At 40.7% G+C, this 24,042-nt stretch carries 22 protein-coding genes; 3 read left to right on the forward strand and 19 right to left on the reverse strand.

Annotated features, from left to right (window positions below):
- The 6 genes from dltB to GMC92_RS07340 form a co-directional block, all read right to left on the reverse strand.
- Positions 1-1,254: a D-alanyl-lipoteichoic acid biosynthesis protein DltB gene (gene dltB / locus GMC92_RS07315; protein WP_049516100.1), complete on the reverse strand. Its 1,254-nt coding sequence runs from the start codon at positions 1,252-1,254 to the stop codon at positions 1-3.
- Complete coding sequence (gene dltA / locus GMC92_RS07320) at positions 1,251-2,801, reverse strand: D-alanine--poly(phosphoribitol) ligase subunit DltA (RefSeq protein WP_338324045.1); 1,551 nt, start codon at positions 2,799-2,801, stop codon at positions 1,251-1,253. The genes dltB and dltA overlap by 4 nt, the downstream gene beginning before the upstream one ends.
- Positions 2,802-2,819: 18 nt before the next feature.
- Complete coding sequence (locus GMC92_RS07325; RefSeq protein WP_006595368.1) at positions 2,820-2,948, reverse strand: teichoic acid D-Ala incorporation-associated protein DltX; 129 nt, start codon at positions 2,946-2,948, stop codon at positions 2,820-2,822.
- 169 nt (positions 2,949-3,117) lie between these two features.
- Entirely contained in the window at positions 3,118-4,377 is a 1,260-nt protein-coding gene (locus tag GMC92_RS07330) for a S41 family peptidase (RefSeq protein WP_155200077.1), read from the reverse strand.
- Between the two features lie 92 nt (positions 4,378-4,469).
- Positions 4,470-5,153 (reverse strand): DUF4956 domain-containing protein, encoded by a 684-nt coding sequence (locus GMC92_RS07335; RefSeq protein WP_049471785.1) that lies wholly within the window; start codon positions 5,151-5,153, stop codon positions 4,470-4,472.
- Positions 5,146-5,925 (reverse strand): polyphosphate polymerase domain-containing protein, encoded by a 780-nt coding sequence (locus GMC92_RS07340; protein WP_049522629.1) that lies wholly within the window; start codon positions 5,923-5,925, stop codon positions 5,146-5,148. The genes GMC92_RS07335 and GMC92_RS07340 overlap by 8 nt, the downstream gene beginning before the upstream one ends.
- A gap of 214 nt (positions 5,926-6,139) precedes the next feature.
- Between GMC92_RS07340 and GMC92_RS07345 the strand changes: the two genes are divergently transcribed.
- Both GMC92_RS07345 and GMC92_RS07350 read left to right on the forward strand, forming a co-directional pair.
- On the forward strand, positions 6,140-7,387 hold the full coding sequence (locus tag GMC92_RS07345; RefSeq protein WP_155200078.1) for a carbohydrate-binding domain-containing protein: 1,248 nt from the start codon (positions 6,140-6,142) through the stop codon (positions 7,385-7,387).
- An 89-nt stretch (positions 7,388-7,476) separates the two neighbouring features.
- Positions 7,477-8,160 (forward strand): DUF4947 domain-containing protein, encoded by a 684-nt coding sequence (locus GMC92_RS07350; protein WP_155200079.1) that lies wholly within the window; start codon positions 7,477-7,479, stop codon positions 8,158-8,160.
- Between the two features lie 234 nt (positions 8,161-8,394).
- Here the strand turns inward: GMC92_RS07350 and GMC92_RS07360 are convergent, their stop codons facing one another.
- Entirely contained in the window at positions 8,395-11,190 is a 2,796-nt protein-coding gene (locus tag GMC92_RS07360; RefSeq protein ID WP_155200080.1) for a YhgE/Pip domain-containing protein, read from the reverse strand.
- Between the two features lie 133 nt (positions 11,191-11,323).
- On the opposite strand from GMC92_RS07360, the gene GMC92_RS07365 reads away from it, so the two are divergent.
- On the forward strand, positions 11,324-11,857 hold the full coding sequence (locus tag GMC92_RS07365; protein ID WP_003001962.1) for a TetR/AcrR family transcriptional regulator: 534 nt from the start codon (positions 11,324-11,326) through the stop codon (positions 11,855-11,857).
- A gap of 108 nt (positions 11,858-11,965) precedes the next feature.
- On the opposite strand, the gene rpsD is transcribed toward GMC92_RS07365, so the two are convergent.
- The 12 genes from rpsD to mnmA form a co-directional block, all read right to left on the reverse strand.
- The gene (rpsD, locus tag GMC92_RS07370) at positions 11,966-12,577 is read right to left on the reverse strand and encodes a 30S ribosomal protein S4 (protein ID WP_003002210.1); all 612 of its coding nucleotides are present in this window, start codon (positions 12,575-12,577) and stop codon (positions 11,966-11,968) included.
- 205 nt (positions 12,578-12,782) lie between these two features.
- Positions 12,783-13,514 (reverse strand): ABC transporter ATP-binding protein, encoded by a 732-nt coding sequence (locus tag GMC92_RS07375; protein ID WP_338324046.1) that lies wholly within the window; start codon positions 13,512-13,514, stop codon positions 12,783-12,785.
- Complete coding sequence (locus GMC92_RS07380; RefSeq protein WP_155200081.1) at positions 13,507-14,502, reverse strand: ABC transporter substrate-binding protein; 996 nt, start codon at positions 14,500-14,502, stop codon at positions 13,507-13,509. The genes GMC92_RS07375 and GMC92_RS07380 overlap by 8 nt, the downstream gene beginning before the upstream one ends.
- A 57-nt stretch (positions 14,503-14,559) precedes the next feature.
- The gene (locus tag GMC92_RS07385) at positions 14,560-15,318 is read right to left on the reverse strand and encodes an ABC transporter permease (RefSeq protein WP_155200082.1); all 759 of its coding nucleotides are present in this window, start codon (positions 15,316-15,318) and stop codon (positions 14,560-14,562) included.
- A 210-nt stretch (positions 15,319-15,528) separates the two neighbouring features.
- On the reverse strand, positions 15,529-15,801 hold the full coding sequence (locus tag GMC92_RS07390; RefSeq protein WP_003009183.1) for a Veg family protein: 273 nt from the start codon (positions 15,799-15,801) through the stop codon (positions 15,529-15,531).
- Between the two features lies 1 nt (position 15,802).
- Positions 15,803-17,161, reverse strand: a complete 1,359-nt coding sequence (gene dnaB, locus GMC92_RS07395) for a replicative DNA helicase (RefSeq protein ID WP_014714093.1) — start codon at positions 17,159-17,161, stop codon at positions 15,803-15,805.
- A 25-nt stretch (positions 17,162-17,186) separates the two neighbouring features.
- Positions 17,187-17,639 carry a 50S ribosomal protein L9 gene (gene rplI / locus GMC92_RS07400; RefSeq protein ID WP_003002156.1) on the reverse strand — a complete coding sequence of 151 codons (453 nt, stop codon included), beginning with the start codon at positions 17,637-17,639 and terminating at the stop codon, positions 17,187-17,189.
- Entirely contained in the window at positions 17,636-19,612 is a 1,977-nt protein-coding gene (locus GMC92_RS07405; RefSeq protein WP_479681400.1) for a GGDEF domain-containing protein, read from the reverse strand. The genes rplI and GMC92_RS07405 overlap by 4 nt, the downstream gene beginning before the upstream one ends.
- Positions 19,613-19,811: 199 nt before the next feature.
- Positions 19,812-21,722 carry a tRNA uridine-5-carboxymethylaminomethyl(34) synthesis enzyme MnmG gene (gene mnmG, locus GMC92_RS07410; RefSeq protein ID WP_049471776.1) on the reverse strand — a complete coding sequence of 637 codons (1,911 nt, stop codon included), beginning with the start codon at positions 21,720-21,722 and terminating at the stop codon, positions 19,812-19,814.
- 8 nt (positions 21,723-21,730) lie between these two features.
- On the reverse strand, positions 21,731-22,186 hold the full coding sequence (locus GMC92_RS07415) for an NUDIX hydrolase (protein ID WP_049471775.1): 456 nt from the start codon (positions 22,184-22,186) through the stop codon (positions 21,731-21,733).
- Positions 22,187-22,332: 146 nt separating this feature from the next.
- Complete coding sequence (locus GMC92_RS07420) at positions 22,333-22,755, reverse strand: SseB family protein (RefSeq protein WP_049471774.1); 423 nt, start codon at positions 22,753-22,755, stop codon at positions 22,333-22,335.
- A 20-nt stretch (positions 22,756-22,775) separates the two neighbouring features.
- Complete coding sequence (mnmA, locus tag GMC92_RS07425; RefSeq protein ID WP_023919979.1) at positions 22,776-23,897, reverse strand: tRNA 2-thiouridine(34) synthase MnmA; 1,122 nt, start codon at positions 23,895-23,897, stop codon at positions 22,776-22,778.
- Positions 23,898-24,042: the final 145 nt, after the last annotated feature.

Raw genomic sequence — 24,042 nt, forward strand, 5'->3', positions numbered from 1 at the left:
TTATTTCAATTTTGGAAACCATTGTTGATCCAAAAATCCTGAGAAAATCAGGAAGGACAGCATCACTGTGTTAAAGGTGATAAAGATCCCCAAAGCTTTGGTCCAACGATTGTCCGGTATAGGATCCAATCCTTTTGCTTTTCTTTCTTTATTGATGGTCTTTTTCTTACGAATCCAAGCATCATTGATAACCAGTCCAAGCCCATGGAAGAGCCCATAAGCGATGTAGTACCAGGTCACCCCGTGCCAGAAGCCCATGACCAACATATTGATAATATAGGCAACATTTGAGGTGGTAATTCGGCTCTTGAATACTTTATTGCGCATCAATACCATCACGAGACGCATAAAGACAAAATCACGGAACCAGAAAGACAAACTCATATGCCAACGATTCCAGAATTCCTTTAAGTCACGTGATTTAAAGGGACGATCAAAGTTGATTGGACTTTTAATTCCCATCAAATTTGAAGCTGCTAAAGCAAACATCGAATAGCCCGCAAAGTCAAAGAAGAGGTCAAAGCCATAAACATACATGACTCCCAGCGTTCCGATATTGAAGAATCCACCTTGAGACAAGGCATAGGTCTGCACATGACCTAATAATAAGTGACCAAAAATATGAGCTAGGATAAATTTATAAAGGAAGCCATACATGATATACTTAACAGCTTGCTCCAACATATCCAATAATTCTTCACGCTCAGGAATAGCGTTATAATCCTCATTAAAACGCTTGAAACGATCAATCGGTCCACTTGAGAAGGTCGGCATAAAGAGCATAAAGCGTAAGAATTCCCAGAGTGTGAATTCTTTCAAGACACCATCTCGCATTTCGATGATCATTCCGACAGCTCGGAAGGTTAAATACGAAATCCCTAAAAATCCAAACAAGGATTGGTGCCCATTCTTGATCGCTGGCTCCACCTTAACAAAGATCAGGGGCAAGACAGACAAGAAGGAATGAAGATAGAAAATCCACTTGTTGTCCGCTTTCTGACGATAGATTTTGTAGGAATACACAATCAAGATTTGCCAGACTACGTAAAAGAGCAGGGCATAAATTTGCTTGAGATTCGAACCTGTCAGCATCAAAATGATAAAGATCAGACTCACCAGTCCTTCATAGACCGGAAATCTCTTTTTGAAAAAGAGGCCCACAAAGATCGGCAAAAAAGCTAGAATGAGGTAGACAAAATAGATCGGTGTTCCATAGTGTTCTAAATGAGGGAGCTGTTTCAAAAACTCGATCATCGGTTATTAACCTCGCTAATCAACCCTTTGATGTCGATTTTCCCGTTTGGTGTTAATGGCAGGCTATCACGATAGAGGAATTTTGAAGGCATCATATAAGACATCATGATGTTTTCTAAATCTTCCTTGATGGCTTTTGTGATATCAATTTCGCGCTCAAATTGTTCTTTGACGCCCTCTTTTAAGATGACATAGGCCAAGAGATTTTGGACCTTGTGATCCTTATTATAACGCGGTACTGCGACTGCTGAGTCAATATACTTCGATTTGTTCAAGTTTTGAGAGACATCCTCTAGCTCGATACGATAACCGTTAAACTTGATTTGGAAGTCCATACGACCACCATAGAGAAGAAGGCCTTCATCCGTCATGGTTCCGACATCTCCCGTATGGTAGGCTGGAAGACCTTCAAATTCGAAGAAGGCTTCTGCTGTTTTCTCTGGATTATTCATATAACCTTTTGAAACAGCTGGGCCTGATACGATGATCTCACCTTGCTCACCATTCGGCAATTTGTTACCTGCCTCATCAATGATGAAGGTTGGAGAATCTTCTTTGGTGTAACCAATTGGCAGACGTTTCAAAGTAGCTAACATCTCATCTGTTACGGCTACAGCCGAAAGAGCTACAGTTGCTTCCGTTGGGCCGTAGGCATTGATGATGCGTGCATTTGGGAAACGCTCGCGCAATTTCTGAGCAGTCTTGACTGTCAACTCTTCCCCATCAAAGTAGAAATGGGTGATCCCTGGCATTTTTTCAGCATTGAAATCCTCAGACAACATGGCCATATCTGCAAAAGATGGTGTTGAAGTCCAGATAGCAATCGGAAGAGAAAAGATCGTCGCAAAGAGTTGTTTGAAGTCTTGAGTGATAGCTGATGGAAGGGCAAAAAGGGTTCCTCCAAGAGCTAAGGTCGGTGCCCAGTACATGACAGACAAGTCAAAAGAATAGGGCGGTTGCGCCAACATTTGCGGACGCTCTGGCGTTGCAAATTCCTTGTCCGTAATCATCCAGTTGGTAAAGCTGAGCAAGTTATCGTGCGAAATTTGTACCCCTTTTGGTTTCCCAGTTGTCCCTGAGGTAAAGATGATGTAGTAGTTATCATCCCCTTTGACCGGATGTTGCAAGTCATAGGCATGCTGAGCCGCATAAGCTTCACGCACTTGCTCCAAGGACATGATTGGAGCAGCTGGGTTTTCCAATGGAAACTCATTGATGGCAATAATCAAGCTTGGCTCTGCTACTTCAACAATGGCAGACACGCGCTCCAAGGCAGAGTGGCTATCAATTGGGATATAGGCATGGCCAGATTTTGTCAAGGCCACAAAGGTTGCTAACATTTCATATTCTTGACCACCAAAGACCACTACAGGTGACTTTTCAGGAAGTCCCATTTGGTCAATGTAGGCAGCCAAGCTATCTGAGTCAGCCTTCAATTGGCCATAGGTATGTTCCTCACCAAGGACATTGTAAACCGGATAGTCTGGTTGTAGTTGCGCATAACGTTCAATTGTCTCGATCATATCAGTAATTGGTTGGTTTGACACGGCTAGGAGTCTCCTTTTCTAAAATTCGTTATAGATAAAGCCACCCTGACCTTGACCAAGGTAACTAAAGAAATAAAGTAGGGCTAGGAAAATGGCGAAATACAAGATCGTCTGCCCGATAAATTTATAAAGTGTTTTATGTTTCATAAGTTTCACTCTTCATTTTGATTGTTACTCACTATTTTACCATTTTTTATACCAAGTAAGCAATTTTAAACATAGTGAGAATGTGGTAGAAAACGTTATCATTTCAGATCATTCAAGCCGTTTAACGAAAGCATTTTTCTTTAATCAGTTTTCTGGTTGAAATCCTATTCTATTTCACAGTCCCCTGATGAATCAACTCCAGACACTTGTCCAGATCCACGTCTCTTTCAAAATGGGTAGGTGTCCAAGGAATCTCTATATCTGGTAGAACACCCTGATCCGTCATTCCTTTTCCTTGATCCAAGCTTAGACAGCGAGAGGTAGGAAACATCAATTGATAATCGCCATAATCAACAATACAACAATTGGAATAGTCTAAAATTCCTAGAGTTGGTCTACCTACCACCGTTACCTTCTTAAACTGTTTCATCATCTGGACAAAATTATCACCAGATGATCGACAATAAATATCTGATAAGATAAAGATCTGTTCGGGATATTGGCCACCTCTAACCTCTGGGAAGAATTCCTCGCCTTCTTGCTGATACGGTACATAACCTTTGCCCCGATGGCGGAGCAAATCTTCTTTCATATCTCCAAGCAGTTTAATGGTTTCAGGACTAATTTCTTCCTGTTGCATCCAGTCCTCAAAGTCTTTCAAGCGCAGATCAACATTACGTTCCGTATAGAGAATTTCCATGCCATCATCGTCCCAGTCAAGCGAATCATAGCCCTGATCCTTCTCTAAGGCTAGATGTAATAGAGGGATATATAAAGAGTCTGTCCCTCCGCCGTTCTGTCGGACATCAATGAGAAGAAACTTGACTTCCGTCATCATAGGTAAACACTCTTGATATACCCGACTAATGGCTCCTTCATCCATAAAGTTATCCAGACGAAGATAAAGAATCTCATCGTCTAATCGTTTCCAAAAAATCTGATCTTGGATCGGTTCTCGACTAGGGACTACTTCAATGGTCTTTTCTATCCCTTCTCGAAGCAGGGTGACACTCGTTGACTGAGAGACCAAATCCGCCCATTCTCGGTAGTGTCTTTCAGGGGTCTTACTGATAAAATAGTCTTTATGAAGAGAAGCTATCTGATCCAAGTCACTTCCATCCAAACCTAGGATCTGATCTCCTACTTGAAGACCCGTATCTTCATTAGCTTCCTCAACATACAGTTTCTGTCCGTTTATTCTCAAAAGAAACCCTTTTGGACTGGCCTTTTTATCTCGAAAGGAAACATGCCCGATCACCCCAAAACTAGCTAGGTAAGTCTTAACTTGATAGAGAAAGGCATCATCTGTCATATCATCTGTAATGTTTTCTCGAAAAGGCTCTAGATCGCATCCTTTTCGATCCTTGATGGTAGATGAATCATGGGTCATAATAGAGACGACATCTTCAAAAATAGCAGTCTTTTTCATAAAGGATTCCTTCCATTTTTTAGAAACAGTATACCACTTTTTCTTAAAAAGTTCTTAAAACCCTAAAAAACTATCCTAAAGTAGGATAGCCGTTATAGATTCTTTCTTTTCTTCGCTTTCTTTGTCAGAGCGACATCACAATTTTCAATCTTGCTAATCAATAGATTGGCAAGGCCAAAATCATCAATGTTTGATTTCATATTTACCTCATAGTTCAAGGTCAGTTGTTCTCCAGCTTGGGCCGTTGTGACAGAAATAAAGTCAATCTCTGAACACCTTTGGTCCAACAACTGGCTGATTTGTTCTGCAACAGAATCTTGTTTTGAGACGGTAATGGTCAAATGACGGCGCCGTTGATGGTCTGCCTTGCTCTGTTTGTTCTCTAATACCAGCCATACCCCTAGTAAAGAAAGGGTTGATAATATGGCCAATAAAAGATAGCCTGAACCTGCCGCTAGTCCTATAATCATAGCTAAGAAAATGGCAATCAACTCTCTCGAACCACTCGTAGCCGAACGAAAACGGATCAAACTAAAGGTCCCTGCCACTGCAATCGAGGTTCCCAAACTTCCATTGACCAAAAAGATCACTAAGGTCATCATACAAGGAAGCAAGGTCAAACTAATGACAAACTCTCGAGTGTAAAGTGTCCGGTATTTATAGGTCCAAGATAGGGCCAGCCCTAGAAAGAGGCTGACCAAAAGGGCCAGCAGCAAGCGCAAGGGATCCACCGTTGCTGTAGCATTATTAAAAATAGAATCAAATAGATTAGACATAGGCAGCACCTACCGTTTCTTGAACTGGTCTTGGGGCATAATCCAAGCCTTGTGATTTATGATAAGCACAGCTATATTTTGAAAATTTCTGTTTGACCAGTCCGTACTTATCTAGAATATCCTTTAGCCATTTAGGTTCTTGGCCAGGAGCCTTAATTTCCATGATCACGAAGTCATCCTCTAGTAGAGGTTCTCCTTTCTTCCCATCAAAAAGGCTAACAGCCTGATCTCGAAAGACTAGGTTTTGATCGATTGTCACGCGAATCTTCTGATAAGGATAACCCTGAATGGATTTCTTTTCTTTGAGAGACAAGCGATCGTAGTAAATGAACATCCGTGGTTCCAATCGATGACCATAACGTTTGCTCAATCTCCGAATCTCTTGCACTAAGTCTGGATCTTGTATCTGATGATCTACTTTCCCATCTGTCATCAAGTTGATAATGGCTTGTGAAGTGGCGACTAGGCGGAATTTATGGCCAATTCCTTCTTCATCTTTTGACTTCACCTCTAGAAACACTGGACTGTCTGCTTGAGGTTTTTCTATATAAGTCCGCATCCGAATTTTTTCACGGCGGTGTTGTTTGGCAAGAGCATCTTGAATGACATCAAAATTTTCTGTATCAAAATAAATGTTTGAAATGGTTGAGGTTGGGTAATCATCTTCTACGACGTATTCTTTTAAGTCTTTGATCAAGTCCTTCACGTCATCTTTTGCGACGATATATTTTGTTTCGATTCGTTTGAAACTTGTCTCAATTGTTTTTTTCATGTTTCTTCTCCTTTAAGGGGGATCTATTGTTTCTAACCTTCAGTAAGTATGAATACGACTTACGTGCTTTCTAGTTTAATAGGACTTTCTTAACTGGTCATTAAGCCAAACTTAAATAAAACTAAAGTTAAGGTTCCTTTCAGAAAAACTTTAGGAAACTTTCAGCTAGCAACTTTAGACTAGGAGTATATCAATTGAACGAGAGGAAAAGCTCATGAAATCAAACAAATGGAAATTTTTATTAACGGGGGCCGCAACCCTCACCTTACTGACAGCTTGCACCCAGGCGTCATCACAATCAGCTACAAAAAGCAATACTGCACAAACAACCGCTACTTCTACTTCAAAAAATAAAACAAACAATTCCAACTATTTTACAGATAAGGACAAGGACAGCTCTTATGATGAAAGCAAAGCCTCTACTGTAAAACTGTCTGGTTCGTCTGCAACTGTATCAGGTGACGGCGTAGCCGTTTCTGGATCAACTGTGACCATCTCAAAGGCCGGAACCTATGTCATCTCTGGTGAATCCGACGGGGTTCAAATCAAGGTCGAAGCAGGTGACTCAGATGATGTTCACATCGTCCTGAAAGGCGTTACCATGACCAACACCAACGCGCCAATTTCTGCTACGAAAGCAGGACATGTCTACCTCACTTTAGCAGATGGCACGACCAATACCTTGTCTGATTCAAGTTCAAACAATGATGAAGATGCCGACGCAGTGATCTTCTCTAAAGGCGACCTCACCATTAATGGTTCAGGTACGCTCAACATTGACGCCAAGAAGAACAACGGTATCAAGGCCAATGACACTCTCCACATCACAGGTGGAACCTATAAGATCACGGCTGTAGGAGATGCCTTCAACGTCAATGACGAACTCAATATCACTGGTACGACCATGACCATCGATGCAGATGAAGATGCAGTCAAGGTGGATAATGATGAAGATACTTCGGTCGGAACTATGTACCTTTCAGATAACAAAATGACCATCACCGCAGGAGACGACGGAATCCATGCTTCTGGTGATCTGATCATCGATAGCGGAACCTACAAGGTAACAGAGTCTGTCGAAGGTCTCGAAGGAAAATCGATCACCATCAACGGTGGAGATATCACCATCTATGCAACCGATGACGGTGTCAATGCTGCCAATGCCAATGCTAACCAAGATGAAATTTTCTTCACTATGAATGGTGGAACCCTCAACGTTGAAGTTGGTCAAGGCGATACCGATCCAATTGATTCGAATGGAAATATCACTGTTACCGGAGGAACCATTAAATTAACGGGTCAATCTGGATTCGACTTTGATGGTACTGCTACCTACACTGGTGGAGACATCTATATCAACGGTGAAAAACAAACGGAAATTGTCAACTCCATGCCTGGAGGCGGTGGGGCTCCCGGAGGTGGCGGACCTCAAGGCGGTGGACCTGGAGGCGGGCATCCATAATAACAAACAAAGGCAGGATTTCTTCCTGACCTTTTTTTGTTGCCTTTTTTATGATAGAATAGAAATTCAATCAGCTTATCGAAAGGAACATGATGAAAAAACAGACACTCCCTCTTTTGTTCACACTCTTGCTGTCTCTTCTTTTTCTATCAGCCTGTGTGCCGGACCTTAAGATCAACTTTAAAAAAGTACCCACTGCTACCAGCTCAAAAAAGAAAACCTTTAAAAAAAGTAGCTCGAGTCGTTCTAGCCTCCCGAGTCGCTCAACCAGTTCAAATAGCTCAAGCAACTCCTCTAGCTCGCCTTCAACCACAACGCAGCCCTCTTCTGACATCGTCACAACCGAAGGACTCCCTAAAAATGCTCAAGAAGCTCCAAAAGATAAGATTTATGCGACCGGGAACCTAAAAGTGGCCTACTCTAGAAATGGCGATACTATTTTTGCCCAGACGCCGGACTATGAAGGGTATACCACTGCCCTTGTCCAAACAATTCTTGGGAATCCAGAGAAACAAATAACAGACCCTGCTTATATTGCCGAATCTTTTGAAAATACCGAATTAGAAAATATTAAAGGGCTCTACCACGAGGGGAAAATCACAGGGGAACAAGCTCACGCCTTTTTGATGGGAGCTGTTGATCTCAAACAAGCTTCTAAATCCGGAGTAGACTATACCATTTACACCTATAAAAACAACACCATCCAACTGGTCTTTGAAAACGACCAACTTCTCTATATTACTCCAAATCCTGATGTCGTCTTCTTTAAATAATAAGAGAGTGGGACAGAAATCGGTAATTCGTTAGAATTCGATTTCGTCGTCCCACCTCCGCACAGTTGAGTAGGGCTGTAAAAGCTGATGAAATCAGCGTAGTAGAACCCACTCAACCACTGCGTCTTGCTCGACAATCCAAAAATAATTGAGAGGCTAGGACTTTTGTCCCAGCCTCTTGTTTCACATGAAACAAAAAAACTCCCAACACATTCTGTTGGGAGTTCCTGAAGATTAGTCCTCTTCATATTTTTTTGGATTATAGAACCACATTCCGAGTCCTGCAAAAAGGACAATAGTCATCAGAAGGAAGGCCACTTGATTTCCAATTTCTCCTGTCATCGAAATCGTTTGACGAAGACCAGAAACGGTATAACTCATTGGCAAGAATGGATGAATGGCTTGGAAAAATCCATTTGTCAAAGCAAGAGGATAAGTTCCTGCACTAGAAGCCAATTGCAAGAGCAAGAGGATCAAGGAAAGGAAAGCACCGATCTTTCTTTGCCATGTTGTCAAAGCAGTCACGATAGACATGAAGGCCACACTACCAATCACACAAAGGAAGAGAGTAGCCATCTCATGATTAGCTGATAAACCAATCAAGTGAACGGCACCATAGACCAAGATTCCTGCAATCACCGCAATCGTTCCGTTGACCTCAAAGCGAGATTTAAACCATGCCCAGCGACTTTCAGGATGACGACCGGATGGCAATTTTGCAAAGATCATATTGGTTGACAAGGCACAAACAAAGAGTGCTACAGAGATCATATAAGGAGCCATTCCGACACCATTCACCGGGACATTGTCACGGTCTGTTTTAGACAAAGTGACAGGATCTGCTAAGGTTTTAGCGTTTTCTTTTTCAGTTGTAGCCACATTCAATTGTCCCTTAGCATCGTTTAATCCTTGACTCAAGGTTTGGCTTCCTGTTGCTAATTCACCTAAACCATTTGTCAATGTTTGGCCACCTGCTGCTAATTTGCTGGACCCATCTGAGATTTGATTTGCACCGTCGGCTAGTTTATCAGCTCCGGTCACCAGTTGACCTGATTTTTCTGTCAACTGATTGACACCAGTGACAAGTTTATTGACACCACCTGCCAACTCTGGAATCTTGCTGTTCAATTGTCCTACACCGTCAGCTAATTTTCCAGCACCAGCAACCAATTCACCCGACTTACCTGTTAATTGGGTCGCTCCTGAAGCCAGTTGATTCATACCTGATGTCAAGGCAGGCATCTTCCCATTTAACTCACCTAGACCAGAAGCTAATTGATTGCTTCCTGCAAGTAATTCTGATGATTTACTATCTAGTTGACCAACACCTGCTGCTAACTGACTAGCCCCATTTGTTAAAGTACTGCTATTCGTCTGAAGTTGGGTTGCTCCATTAGCGATTTTATCGACACCAGCTGTATAAGCGCTGATCCCTTGACTGATGGTTTGACTAGCTGGCAACAATTGTCCACTAACTGCGGATTGGATCTTAGACAAGCCACTTGACAAGTCTGTCAAGGTAGAAGAAGCTGTCGGTAAAATTTGATTGGCTGCCGTTTGCAGTTGTGTCAAGCTATTTCCTGTATTCAAACTACCTTGGATCGTTTGAATCGTAGTCAAGATTCCTTGAGCCACCGTTTCACTCGAGCTTGGGCTCGATGAGATTGCCGCATTGATTTCCGCTTGTTGGTCAGCTGTCATTGCTTGATAGGCTGCTGTTCCTTGCACACTTGCAAGGGCATTTGCACGATCCGCTTGGGCTGAAGCAAGGATTGATTGAGCTGAATTCGCAATACTCGTCAATCCAGACGAAAGTTGACTGGTATCTACTGTAGCATTTTGAATCGCTGCATTTAATTGGTTTAAACCAGCTGCCAATTGATCAATCTGAGCAGATTGACTTGTAGAAGCTTGTAGCTGACTTGATAATGTTTGAATACCTGATTCTAATTGTGAAACCCCATTTCGAAGGGTAGCAGATTGACTACTTAATTGACCCGCTCCCTCTGATAAAGTAGCGACTCCATTTGTATAGGTTGCTAAACCATTTGAAAAGTTAGACAGGCCTGAATTCAATTGACGCACACCATTGGTATAATTCCCAAGACCATCATTGAGGGTACCCATACCGCTGGTTAACTGACCAACTCCTGAGGCCAACTGAGGGGTTTGACTCGCCATTTGATTGAGACCATTTCCTAATCGATCCACTCCGGTAGCGTAAGCCATCAAGCCTGTATTAAAAGTACCAAACCCATTATTTAATTGATTGACGCCAAATACCAAGTTTGGAAGTTGACCAGCCATTTGATTGAGACCATTTCCTAATTGACCAACACCATCTGTATAGGCTGCTAGACCTGTACGAAGAGTGGTTGCACCATCTGAAAATGCTAAGCTTGAACGAGCCAATGTATTCAAATTAGTAGACAGTGTTTGACCACCATCTTCCAATTTACTTGCACCATCTGCTAATTTAGCACTTCCATCTGCCGCTGTCCCCATACCAGTTTTAAGCGATCCCATTTTAGAAAATAAAGCTGTTGTATAAGTATTGGTCACTTTTTCAGCCACTGACTGCTTCATTTTTGTCATCGCAGTGTCGCTCATTTTTCCTGCGATAAAACTATGACCACTGGACGTTTGGTAATCAATGGTCATCTGTTCCGGATGATTGGTTAAGATGGAGCTAGCTTTTTTTGAAAGATCCTCAGGCAGGGTTACAATCATATAATAATCGCCATTTTTGAGACCATCTTTCGCAGCTTTCTCATCTACAAAATGAAAATCAAGTGAGTCATTGTCCTTCAAATTGGACACCATGTCTTTTCCAATTTCCATCTTTTGTCCATTATATGTAGCAGATTGATCCTTATTGACAACCGCTACAGGAAGATCCGAAACCTTTCCATATGGATCCCACATGGAAGATAGAAAAATAATATTATAAAGAGCTGGAATCAACGCAACTCCAATCATGACAATGATAAATGTTGGCTTTTTAAGAACAGCCTTCCATTCTTTCATCATATTTTTTGTCTCCTTTTTATACACATTGTCTAAATTTCTGATATAATAGATTATACAGTTTTTAGAAATTTTCACAAGTAGAAAATCTTATTTTTAGACACTGTGTACAATTTTGTGCAAAAAGGATTAACAGATGACTGAGAGCAATAAACGATTAAAAACAAAACGAAATATCGAGGAGGCGATGGTTCGACTACTCGAAAAGGAATCATTCGACCAAATCACGACGGTTGAGTTAGCACAAGAATCCGGCATTAGTCGCTCTAGCTTTTATACCCACTATCGAGACAAGTATGACATGATCGAGCGCTACCAACAAGCACTCTTTCACAAGCTTGAATATATCTTTGATAAACACCAAGATGACAAGCGCCAAGCGATTACAGAAGTGTTCGAATTTCTAACCAAGGAGCCACTCTTCGCGGTTCTTCTGACAGAGAATGGAACCAAGGAGATCCAGACCTTCTTACGACATAAATTACAGATTCTTCTGGTTGATAGTTTGCAAGAGCGCTATAGTCATAAATCATTAACAGATATTGAAAGAGTCTACAGTTCTGTCTATCTGACCAATGCCTTCTTCGGAGTCTGTCAAATGTGGGTTTCTCGCGGAAAAAAAGAAAGCCCTCAACAAATGGCTGAATTTTTAATGAAAATGTTACGGTAACAGTCTCTCCTGATCGATCTAGATCAGGAGTTTTTTTATTAGCAGGTTTAGGTTTTAAGAAAACAAAAAGCCCACTGTAGTAGGCTTTCTGCAAAGTATATCTTAAAATTAAAGCATTTTGTTGTAGAATTCAACGACAAGTGCTTCGTTGATTTCTGGGTTGATTTCATCGCGTTCTGGAAGGCGAGTCAATGAACCTTCAAGTTTGTCAGCATCGAATGATACGAATGCTGGACGTCCAACTGTAGCTTCAACAGCTTCAAGGATAGCTGGAACTTTAGCTGATTTTTCGCGAACTGAGATCACTTGACCTGGAGTTACGCGGTATGAAGGGATATCAACGCGTTTTCCGTCAACAAGGATGTGACCGTGGTTAACGAACTGACGAGCTTGGCGACGAGTAGTCGCAAGTCCAAGACGGTAAACAACGTTATCCAAACGACGTTCCAAAAGAAGCATGAAGTTGAAACCGACAGTTCCTTCTTTAACTTTAGTAGCTTGTACGAACAAGTTACGGAACTGTTTTTCACCAAGTCCGTAAGAGAAACGAAGTTTTTGTTTTTCAGCTAATTGCAAACCGTATTCTGACAATTTTGAACGGTTGTTTGGTCCATGTTGACCTGGTACGTAGTTACGACGTGCCAATTCTTTACCTGTACCTGTAAGTGACAAGCCAAGACGGCGAGATTGTTTCCAAGATGGTCCTGTATAACGTGACATTTGAAATGTCCTCCTATAAAAATAATTTTTGTAGGAAATAACGTTTTAGACAAACCTGATTCGTTCAGAAAGCCTTCGCCCAAACAGCAAAGGTTACTTTTCTAGCTGACTTCCTGTTGACGAGCTTCATTTTGTCCTGCTGTCATTTCGCACAAATTCTATTCTATCACGGAATAGAAACTTTGTAAAGTCCTTCAAAACAATTTCAATGAAATTCAGCTAACAATTCTATGATTCGTTTTTTATATTGCAATTGTTGCCAGTCCCTATCCGTTGCTGGATCCCATTTTAAAGGAAGATCTGCAATAATTTCACCGGGATTATGATTCAAGATATAGACCCGGTCACTCAATGTCAAAGCTTCTTCGATACTATGAGTGATCACCAGAGTGGTGAGACCAAGACGTTCCTTACTTTCTAGATACCAGTGATAAAGGTCCTGCCTTGTCAATTCATCTAAGGCACTAAAAGCTTCATCTAATAGGAAGACAGAATGACCCAGAAGATAGGTTCTCAATAGCGCCACCCGTTGCCGCATCCCCCCACTCAGCGCATTAGGATAAAGGTTGGCGATACTTCCCAATTTAAATTCATCTAACAATTTTAGAGCGGTAGATGTCGCCTCTTCCTTAGAAATCTTTTTCAACTGAAGGGGAAGAATAATATTTCCCAATACTGTCTTATGTTCCAACAAAAGATCCTTTTGTAGCATATAGCTGACTTTCCCAAAGGAGATCGGGGCATTATCTACTTCTATGGTACCCTTTTGTAAGGGAAGGATCCCAGCAATTAAATTAAACAAGGTTGATTTCCCCACCCCACTCGGACCTAGAATAGAGACAATTTCTCCTTTTTGCACTTCTAGTGATACATTGTTTAAAACTGCTTTATCTCCAAAAGAGAAACTTACATCTTTTACGGTTAAAATATCAGTCACCTACCAATTCATTTGTGAAACCTTTGTCTTCTAAGTCATTTGAGACCAAACCTTGCTCTTTTGCCCAAGCATAAAAAGCATTCCACCGCTTAGGATCAAACTGCCCCCACTTGTCCTTGTCTGAAGCATATTGACTGGAAAGATATTTTTGGGAAGCTAGTACAAAATCACGCTGGTTAGCTAAGGCAGGGGCCTGTTTGATCAAGATATCCGCAGCTTCTTCCGGATGCTCTATAGCATATTGGTAGCCTTTTTTCACCGCTTGAATGAATTTTTTTGCTTCCTCTTTATGAGACTTCAAATAGTCATTGTTAGCAATAATAACAGGCGAATAGTAGTCAAATGCAGGAACAAAATCTTTCATATAGAAGAAATTGGTCTTCATTCCCTTTTGCTCAGCCAAAATTCCATCCCAACCGTGATAAATCCAAGCAGCATCAAAGACCTTATTTTCAATCGGAGTAATAGAATTTGAATCACTATTTGGAACCAATTTTACTTGATTAAAATCAGCCCCCTCTTTTTTCATCATCGATTTGATCATTTCCAACTCAATTGGATCATTCCAGGTACCATACTTCTTACCAACCAAATCTTTTGGACTTGTGATCGCTGCATCTTTTCTTGAAATAATTCCTGACGTATTGTGTTCGACGATAGCTGCAACAGCGGTAATACCCGCACCTTTATCCAATTTCTTGGCCATAGAATCTTGGAAATAAATACCAAATGGAGCTTTCCCATTGATAATCAAATCAGAACTACTGTCTTCCGGAGGAAGTTTTATATCTACATCCAGTCCTGCTTCTTTAAAGTACCCTTTTTCCTTTGCTACATAGAGACCCGTATGATTGGTATTCGGGGTCCAATCTAGAATAAAATCAATCTTTTTCAAACCACTTGACGATTGCTTGACAGAATTTTGACAAGCACTCAAGAAAACAAATCCCAATATTATTGATAAAAATAAACCTATTGACTTTTTCATTAGCTATACCTCTTTTACATTTTTGTCAATTTAATTTTTACACCATTTACAAGTTTGTCAATCCTTTTTCCATTTTAGAATGTTTTTTTCTAATTGGTCAACGAGAAACATACCGAGTAAACTAATAGCAGAAATCAATACAATGATCGCAAACATCGTATCATACTGAAATAACTTCTTCGATTGGATCATATAGACCCCCAATCCATCAAAACCTCCTAACCATTCTGAAACTACCGTACTGATAAAAGCATAGGAAACGCTCACACGTAAGCCTGCAAAAAAATAAGGAAGCGCTGCAGGAATTTTATAATGAACTAAGGTCTGAAAGCGATTGGCTTGCATAATCTGAAACAATCTCAGAATGTCTTGGTCGCAATGCCGAAAACCATCTAAGAAACTAACTACGATGGGAAATACCACCGTAATAATGATCAAAACCAGTTTTGGAAGCATACCATAACCAAACCAAAGAACCAGGATAGGGGCCAAGGCAATCGTCGGAATGGTTTGAATAACAACCATAAAAGGATAGACCAGATCATTCACCCATTGAAAACTATCCATGAGAATCGCAAAGCCAGCAGCAAGAAGAACCCCTATAACAAGTCCGATCAAGGCCACTTGAAGGGTAGACAAACTGTGATGAATCAGGAGAGCTCGATCTCGTACAAAGGCATTCCCAATTTCAAGTGGCGTTGGTAATACAAATTTTGGGAGGACATTTAAAAATCCTGCTAACTGCCATAAGATAAGAAGGCTGCTAAAACCTGCAAATCCTATCAACTGTTTTGAATATCTTTTTACAAGAGACATCGTAACCTCCTTTCTCACAAATAAAAAACGCCTCCAAAATAGGAGACGTATTGCACAAGGTCACTCATAACGAAAAATACATTTCATTTGTTTCCTACGCTGGCATTACCCAGATCAGGTGCGGTCGAAGCTTACACTTCCTCTCAGACTGTACACAGACTCCCATATGTATTTATTATAATAACTGATTTAGACGATAAAAGCAAGAAATTAATCCAAATAACGAATTAAATTCTTCTCTGTTAAAATATCTGAATAGGTGTAAGACTCCACGTATGTATTGGCTGGTTCACCTGGTAAGCTATTGTCGTTCGTATACTCGATAATAAATAAAGAAGGATAGACCTCAATCAAGCGTCCAAATTTATTTTTTTGACGTTTCCGTCCATTTTCAAGCGTCATTTCAACCACTTGTCCTTCATGGGCCTTGATTTCTTCCTTAATTTTTTTCATTTTTGCAACATCTGTAAATGCATCACTCATCTTATTGATCCTCTCTCTTTGAAATACTTGAGAATTTATTGTATTCCTTTTGGAATATTAATTCGACTGTCCCACGCGCACCTGAACGGTTTTTCTCGATAATCACTTCAACCGTATTATTAGGCATTCCATCTTCTTCCTCTTCACCAGCTCGATCATAATAATCATCACGGTACAAGAAAGCAACAATATCCGCATCCTGCTCAATCGATCCAGATTCACGAATATCAGAAAGAACAGGACGTTTGTCTTGGCGCTGTTCCACACCACGTGATAGCTGACTCAAAGCAATAACGGGAACTTTTAGTTCCTTAGCCAAAATCTTTAACTGACGAGAAATTTCTGAAACTTCCTGTTGACGGTTTTCTCTTCCAGTCCCTGTAATCAGCTGCAGGTAGTCAATCAGAATAAGACCGAGATTCCCTGTTTCCTGCGCTAATTTTCTTGCTCTCGAACGAATCTCAGTGATCCGAATTCCTGGGGTATCATCGATGTAAATACTCGCATTGGCCAAATTTCCTTGAGCAATGGCATATTTCCGCCACTCTTCATCCGTCAATTGACCTGTACGAATCGAATGGGATTCAATCAAACCTTCAGCTGCTAACATCCGGTCAACCAAACTCTCAGCACCCATTTCTAATGAGAAAATAGCCACTGTCTTATCCAACTTTGTCCCGATATTTTGAGCAATATTTAGAGCAAAGGCTGTTTTCCCTACTGCAGGACGAGCCGCTAAAATAATCAACTCTTCCTCATGTAGCCCTGTCGTCATATGGTCCAAATCGCGATAGCCTGTCGCAATACCCGTAATATCAGAGGTTTGAAGAGAGCGGGCTTCCAAGCTACCAAAATTTATATTCAAGATGTCTCGAATATTTTTAAATCCACTACGATTTGCGTTTTCACTAACATCAATCAGAGCTTTTTCAGCACCCGCAATGATTTCATCTGAAGGACTTGCACCATCATAAGCTTGATTAATACTTTCCGTTAATCGAGAGATCAATCGACGTAAAACAGCTTTTTCGGCAACAATCTTCGCGTAATACTCTGCGTTAGCTGAAGTTGGTACCGAATTAATGACTTCTACCAAATAGGAGAGACCGCCAATATTTTGGAGATCCCCCTGACTATCTAAAATATTTCGAACAGTCGTCGCATCAATCGCATCCCCGCGGTCAGCTAGATCGATCATGGCTTTAAAAATCAAACGGTGCGAGTACTTAAAGAAATCGCCAGGCTCGATATATTCACGAACAAAGACCAATTTCCCCTCATCAATAAAGATGGCTCCCAACACTGATTGCTCCGCTTGGATATCCTGAGGTTGTGTTCGTAATTCCTCTATCTCAGCCATAAAAAAACCTTTCTATCGATCGTGTTTATCCTTCGTTTACACGAATATTAATCACACCTGTAACATCTTGATAAATTTTTACAGGGACGTCAATCAAACCTGTTGAACGAATTGGAGAGGAAACTTGGATATGACGTTTATCAATTTTAATGCCAAATTGTTTCTCAAGCTCTTCTGCAATCTTTTTATTGGTAATAGAGCCGAAGGTACGGCCATCTGGCCCAATTTTTTCAGTAAATTGAACAACAGTTGCTTCTTCTTCTAATTTTGCTTTAATCTTTTGCGCTTCCGCTAACAATTCAGCATGCGCTTTTTCTTCTGACTTTTGCTTTCCACGAAGTTCACCGATTGCTTGGGCATTGGCTTCTTTCGCAAGATTTTTCTTGATCAAAAAGTTTTGTGCATAACCAGTAGGTACTTCTTTAATTTCGCCTTTTTTACCTTTACCTTTTACATCCGCTAAGAAAATAACTTTCATTCTACATTCTCCTTTTCAATAGTTACTTCGTTTTCAATAGTCTCAATCAGTTGTTGACGAATACTCATCAAATCTTGACCCTCAATTTGAGAGGCTGCCGAGTTGAAATGACCTCCTCCGCCAAGCTGTTCCATGATACGCTGTACATTGACTTTGCTTCGACTTCGTGCAGAAATCGAGACAGTCCCACTTTGATTACAAGCAATGACAAAGGTTGCTTCCACCTCAGACATGGCTAGCATACTATCAGCTGCTTTACTAATAGTTACTGAATCATAGGCTTTAGTCGTATTGGCACAAGCTACGATGATATGTGGCAAAATCTTTTCACCAGTCAAGATCAGTTCGTTCACTTCGCGGTACTCATCAAACTGAATCGCAGAGATCTCCTGGATGGTTACACTATCACTACCTCTTGAACGAAGGTAACTCGCCACATCAAAGGTCCGACTCGTAACACGTGCGGAGAAGTTCTTAGTATCCAGCATAATCCCAGCCATCAAGACACTAGCTTGAATCTTCGTTAACCGATTTTTCTTCGACTTCTGGAACTGAATCAGTTCACTAACCAATTCGCTCGCACTACTTGCTCCACTTTCAATATAGGTGATCAGAACATTTTCAGGGAAATCATCATCCCGACGGTGATGGTCAATGACAATAATCTGTTTAAATTCCTGATAAAACTCTTTTGAAAGAGTCAAGGCTGTCTTAGAATGGTCCACCATAATTAACAAAGAGCGATCCGTCACCATTTGCATGGCTTCCTCTAGGGGAAGGATTTTCGTCACCTGCTCTTCTTCTAGTTTCGCAATTGCTCTTGAAATATCACTAGCCATTGCATGCGGGTCATAGACCACATAAGAGGAAGCCAAAATATTGCTAGAGAAAAACTGCATCCCCACAGACGCTCCTAAAGCGTCCATATCCAAGTTTCTATGCCCAACAATGAAAACTTGATCAACAGATTTAATCTTATCCGAAATAGCTGTCATCATAGCGCGTGTGCGAGTCCGAGTCCGCTTCACAGCCGAAGCTGTTCCACCACCAAAGAAAATAGGGTTTTTCTGTTCATCATTTTCTTTGACTACTGCTTGATCCCCACCACGAACTTCCGCAAGGTTTAGGTTCAAGAGAGCCACTTTACCAATCTCATCATGCTCCCCGTCACCATACGAGAATCCCATACTTAAGGTAATAGGTAGCTCACGATTTTTAGCTTCTTCACGGAATTGATCGATGACAGAAAATTTTGATTCCATCAACTGTTCTAAGACCGTGTAGTCTGTAAACAAATAGAAACGATCCATCCCCACACGTCTGTAAAACATATGGTAATGAGCTGTAAACTCTTCTACAAAGTTGGCAATAAAACTATTGATATTGCTAATATCAGAGTCTGAAATGACATCTTCTAGATCATCATAGTTATCAACAGAAATAATACCGATAACGGGACGAGTTGTCACCAATCCCACAGTTGCTTCATACTCACTTGAAACATCAAAAAAGTAAACAACACTAGCTGTCTGATCAAAGTAAACAGAATATTTCTTATCGGCTACCGTGACATAATGACCTTTATCCTCAAACAAAGTATTGAGTAACTTTTTCAATGATTCAACATCAAAGTCCCCATCATCTGTTGAAAAAATCAATTCAGCATAAGGGTTGAACCACTCTACTTCATTTGTCTCTTCATTAATTTTGATAACTCCAACAGGCATTTTATCAAGGAGAGATGCTAATCCGCTTTCTGCCTGATGGTTAACATATTGTATTTGTTCTAATTCATCTAACTCTGAAATTTGTAACTGGTATTCAAATAAAGCAATCAATCCAGCTAAGACTAAAAAAATTGCAATGAGAGTTACATAGCCTTTGCCAAAGATTCTTAAAAAAATTGCTAAAATTGCAAATGAAATAAAACCAATTAACACATAATGGATGAACGATAAACGAAATTTTTTCATCATAAACCTCTTCTCGGAATTATACCATAAATAGAGGTAAAAAGCGAGGTTTCTCTCTATATTACAGAGAAGAAAGACCCGTAAAAAGCTCTTCCTCCGCTTCACTACTTTGTAAACAAGGGTTTACAACTGTGTAAACAGCAACAACAGATTTCAATCCATAAAATTGAGGCTGAAACATCATCTCAGCCCCATTTGATTAGTGGTTTGCTTTGTTTTTGGAGATACTACGAGATTTACCTTCCAAGTAAACCATTAAAATAGAGATATCCGCTGGATTGACACCTGAGATACGACTTGCTTGACCAATCGTTTCTGGATTAATTAATTTAAATTTTTGACGCGCTTCGGTTGCAATAGAGTCAATATCATCCCAGTCAATATTCGCAGGAATTCGTTTTTCTTCCATACGCTTCATTTTTTCGACTTGGTCCATTGCTTTTGAGATATAGCCTTCGTATTTAATTTCAGTTTCAATCAATTCAATGATTTTATCATCCAGTTCTTCAGCTGCAGGACCGATAAATTCTACCACATCTTGGTAAGAGACTTCTGGTCGTCGCAAGAATTCTTTAGCAGTGACAGCATCTGTCAATGGTTTAAAGCCCATTGCAGCAACCTTTTCATTGGTTTCCTTTACAGGCTTTAACTTAATGCTATCCAAACGCTTCATCTCGTTTTCAAACTGATACTTCTTGGTTTCGAAACGTTGCCAACGTTCATCATCTACCAATCCAATTGCTCGTCCCATTTCTGTCAAGCGCATATCGGCATTATCATGACGCAAAATCAGACGGTATTCTGCACGGCTTGTTAACAAACGATACGGTTCGATCGTTCCCTTTGTTACCAAGTCATCGATCATGACCCCAATATAACCATCACTGCGTTTCAAAATGAGTTCTGGTTTTCCTTGGATTTTTAGCGCCGCATTGATCCCTGCAATAATTCCTTGACCAGCGGCCTCCTCATAGCCAGACGTTCCATTGGTTTGCCCAGCTGTAAAGAGACCTGAAATTTTCTTGGTTTCCAAAGTTGCGCGCAATTGATGAGGCAAAACCATATCATACTCAATCGCATAACCCGTTCGCATCATTTCTGCCTTCTCAAGTCCCTTAATAGAATGGACGAGATCCCGCTGAACATCCTCTGGTAAACTCGTTGACAGTCCTTGAACATAGACTTCTTCTGTATTTCGTCCCTCAGGTTCTAAAAATAGTTGATGACGCTCTTTGTCAGCAAAACGGACAATTTTATCCTCAATGGACGGACAATAGCGAGGACCCACTCCCTTTACAACCCCTGTAAACATAGGGGCCCGGTGTAAATTATTCTGGATAATTTCATGGCTATGCCCATTCGTATAAGTCAACCAACAAGGGACTTGATCCTTTACATAATCTTCATCACGCGATGTATAAGAAAAATGATTTGGAGCTTCATCTCCAGGTTGAATTTCCGTTTCGTCATAGTTAATTGACGATGCCTTTACACGAGGTGGCGTCCCTGTTTTGAAACGTCCAATTTCTAATCCTAGCTGTTTGAGATTATCGGCCAAATTGATAGAAGCTAGACTATGATTAGGCCCTGACGAATACTTGAGATCTCCAATGATAATTTCTCCGCGTAAAGCTGTCCCAGTAGTGACAATAACAGCCTTTGCTCCATACTCTTGTTGAGTCGCAGTCCTTACACCAACAACCTTACCATTCTCCACCAAAATCTCATCAATCATAGTTTGGCGAAGAGTTAAATTTTCTTGGTTTTCAACTGTTTTCCGCATTTCTTTTGAGTAAAGTTCTTTGTCTGCTTGAGCCCGAAGTGCACGAACCGCAGGACCTTTACCAGTATTGAGCATTTTCATTTGGATGTAGGTCTTGTCGATATTCTTCGCCATTTCTCCACCGAGGGCATCGACTTCACGCACGACAATCCCCTTAGCAGAACCACCAATAGAGGGATTACAAGGCATAAAAGCCAGCATTTCAATGTTAATAGTCGCAAGTAAGACCTTACAACCCATACGGCTAGCAGCTAGGGAGGCTTCTACTCCCGCATGCCCCGCACCGATTACAATGATATCGTATTCTTCAATAAAATTATAAGTCATTTTTTCTCCTATTTCTCAAGATGGATGTGTCGTAATTTTCCGTCCCATTCTGGTAGGGCTGATTTTAAAAAGGCTGGTTTCAGGTCAACAGTGTGTAAATCATCTAAAGCAATCCAACGGCAAGGTAATCGCTTTGTATCTTCCTGCATGACCAAAGGTGCATCTTCTAGCAAGTCCACCAAATAATGAAATTCAATGTTATGATAGTGGATTCCAGCTTGTTCAAAGTGATTTTCAACCACGAAAGCTAACGGACCTACTGTAGATGTAACACCAAGTTCCTCTTTGACTTCACGAACTACCGCATCCTCTGTAGTTTCATTGACTTGAATAGCACCTCCGATTGTATAACAGCCGTCCTCATCTTCTATGACGAACAAGCGATTATCTTTTACAATCAAAGCAGTCGCTCTCACGCCAAAAACAGTAGAACCTATTTTCGTCCGAAAATCCTGTTGCCTCATTTTACTTCCTTTCGAAATCACACAAAAATAGTCAAAACTCTGAGAAGTGCAGGACAAAAAAGCCTGCAACATCCATGAGCTTTGACCATCATTTCTATTGCTTTTATTATTGTAGCAAATTGAGAAAATTTGTCAATTTAAATATACTAAGATTGACGGATTGCTTCAAAAACTCCTTTGTCAATCTCAACTGGATCAGAGAATGCATCTAGAACAATCCCTCTCACTGGAAACTTTCCTATCCTTTCTGCAGTAAATAAACAGTCCGTAAAAGGTATTTGCAGCCAAGAAAAACGATCGTAATAATCTTTAGGAATATCCTGTTCCGTCAAGAAACAAGGATAAAAGTAGTCGTCTCCCTTTCGTAGAATATCCGGTTTTAGACGAACACCTTCTTGTTCGTCACTCCCATCCATTAAAGAGGCATTAAAGGGAACCCAAACTTTAGATTGCTTCAATTCCTTGAACAAAGCTTCAATTGACTCCGTCGTTTTCTCCCTCAAATACTGTTTCTTATAGTCAGAGATAGTCTTTGTGTTCTCTATTTTTTTCTTAAAGAACTGAAACACTTTCGTTCCTCCTAGAAAATCTAAATATACTGACAAACTTTTCCATCCCGATAAGCATTGTCAATCAAGCCACCGCCTAGACACTCTTCACCGTCGTAAAAGACAACAGCTTGTCCTGGTGTAATAGCTCGTTGAGGTTCTGCAAAAATCACTTCTGCCTTATCACCTTTAACGTGTACAGTTACCTTAGAATCTGGTTGACGATAGCGGAACTTAGCTGTACACTCTAATGTAAACTCTTCTGGCATATCTCGTGTAAAGTGAACTTGACTAGCCTGTAAACTTGTTGACATCAATGCTTCATGATAGAAGCCTTGACCTACATAAAGAATATTTTGACTAAGGTCTTTACCAACTACAAACCATGGCGCATTGTCTCCACCTTGTTGGCCTCCAATTCCAAGCCCACCCCGTTGACCGATTGTGTAATACATCAAACCTGCATGTTCACCCATATCTCGTCCATCAATGGTCATCATTCGACCTGGTTGGGCAGGAAGGTAATTCCCTAGAAACTCTTTGAAATTTTTTTCTCCAATAAAGCAAATTCCAGTTGAGTCTTTCTTTTTAGCTGTTGCTAATCCAGCTTCTTCAGCTAGACGGCGAACTTCAGGCTTTTCCAAATGTCCCAATGGGAACATGGTTTTTTGAAGTTGTTCTTGTGACAGCTGGCTTAAGAAATAAGTTTGGTCCTTCCCGTTGTCAACACCACGTAACATATGAACAATGCCATCCTCATCACGCGCCACGCGCGCATAGTGCCCTGTCGCTACATAATCTGCACCGAGTGTCATAGCATAATCTAAAAAGGCCTTAAATTTGATTTCCTTATTACACATGACATCCGGATTTGGTGTTCGACCAGCTCGGTATTCAGCAAGGAAATATTCAAAGACACGATCCCAGTATTCTTTCTCAAAGTTGACAGAATAGTAAGGAATGCCAATTTGGTCTGCAACCGCTGCTACATCTTTGTAATCTTCTGTAGCTGTACAGACGCCATTTTCGTCTGTGTCGTCCCAGTTTTTCATGAAGATGCCGATGACATCGTAACCCTGTTGCTTTAATAATAAAGCTGTTACAGATGAATCCACACCACCACTCATACCAACAACAACACGTGTTTTCGAGTTATCACTCATAGATTTCTCCCATCTTTTCGTTTCTCACGATTGAAGGTCGTGGTTTGCTTCAACGATTGAAGGTCGTTTTGAGCAGTTACCATTTTAACACGCTTTATATTAGAAAACAAGCATCTTACTATTCTTTTTGTTGATCAGGATCGAT

It is taken from the genome of Streptococcus parasanguinis (assembly GCF_009717775.1).
GTDB lineage: Bacteria > Bacillota > Bacilli > Lactobacillales > Streptococcaceae > Streptococcus > Streptococcus parasanguinis_AG.